Genomic DNA, 1,158 nt, shown 5'->3' with positions numbered 1-1,158 from the left:
CAACGGCGCCAGCCGAGACCACTCCGCATCAGAGAGATCAACCGCCATGAGGGAGAACACTACCGCCCAACAAGATCCGTCAGACAGGCCCTAGTTCGGCTCTCGCCACAACAGCAGGCTAAACGCTGGCCGCGGCCGCAACCTCCGTCCCCTGGGCCACCACGACTTGCCGGGTTACCGGCGACGCGGTCGCTCGACCGACCGTCGGGCACCCCCTGCCCGCCAAGACGATCTCGACGTCGGACCGGCATGTCGGCCTCCTCGTACACAAACCCGCATGCGGCGAGCATCTCCGTGACCGGGCCGCTGACACGCTGGCGCCATGACAGCGGCGGCAGCCACCGGCCGTACTGGCAAACGACGCCCGGTGATCCAGCCGCGCACCTCTACCGCTCGCTCCGCGGCATGTGCGTGCAGCTGATCAAACGGTTCTGTGTTGCCCGAGCCACTGCCGGACCGTCGCGAAGTCTGCATCGCTCAATCCGAGGCATGGGTCGACGTGGTGCAGCAGCGCCGGGCGTGGGTGGTTCGTGGCGACCCACCGCTGGTCGGTGTCGGTGATCTCATCGTCAAGCCAGACGAACGGTCGTCCTGCGGCCCATCGCGTGATGGACACCGTCTTCCAGTGCAGACCGTGCGCTGGTGAATCATCGGCGTCTGGCCAGGCCACGATGGGCAGCACCGGCAGGCCAAGCCGTGGCGAGATGACCTCGTTCGCCTCCGCCATCCAGGTGGTCGCCCAGACGAGCTCGCCGTTCAGGGCCAACAGGCGCCGTCCGTCACCTGGGTCGAGCCGGTGCAACAGAGGATTGCCGGAGTCCTCGTATGCGTGCGTCGCGGCTGCGATGGGAGGGTGATCCGTGGTCACCGAACGTTCTCGCAGCGGAATGAGCACACCGTCTACGTCGATAAAGATCAACGGTTGTCGCACGATGCCAGGAAGCACTTCCGGACCGTACCTGATCCCGCCCGCCCGACTTGCGGCTACATGAGCGGATGCCGCGGCGATGGTGTTCACCGATCGGCTGCTCACGACGGTCGACCTGGTGTGGCCGGCTGGTCTGGGTGTGGTGGACGGGGCGATCGCGGGCGGTAGTTTGATTGTGCTCTGCCGCGGTCTCGGTGCCGCCAAGCCGGGCTGGATCGCGGGGAGAATGG

The 1,158-nt window shown here is 66.7% G+C and carries 1 protein-coding gene; it reads right to left on the bottom strand.

The features are described from left to right. Positions 1-421: 421 nt before the first annotated feature. Positions 422-946 carry an HAD domain-containing protein gene (locus AB0367_RS38735; RefSeq protein ID WP_366231503.1) on the bottom strand — a complete coding sequence of 175 codons (525 nt, stop codon included), beginning with the start codon at positions 944-946 and terminating at the stop codon, positions 422-424. Positions 947-1,158: the final 212 nt, after the last annotated feature.

The organism is Dactylosporangium sp. NPDC051484 (genome assembly GCF_040689395.1).
In the GTDB taxonomy this organism is placed as follows: domain Bacteria; phylum Actinomycetota; class Actinomycetes; order Mycobacteriales; family Micromonosporaceae; genus Dactylosporangium.
The sequence above is the reverse complement of the archived record's forward strand: the minus strand, read 5'-3'. Positions and strand labels throughout refer to the sequence as shown.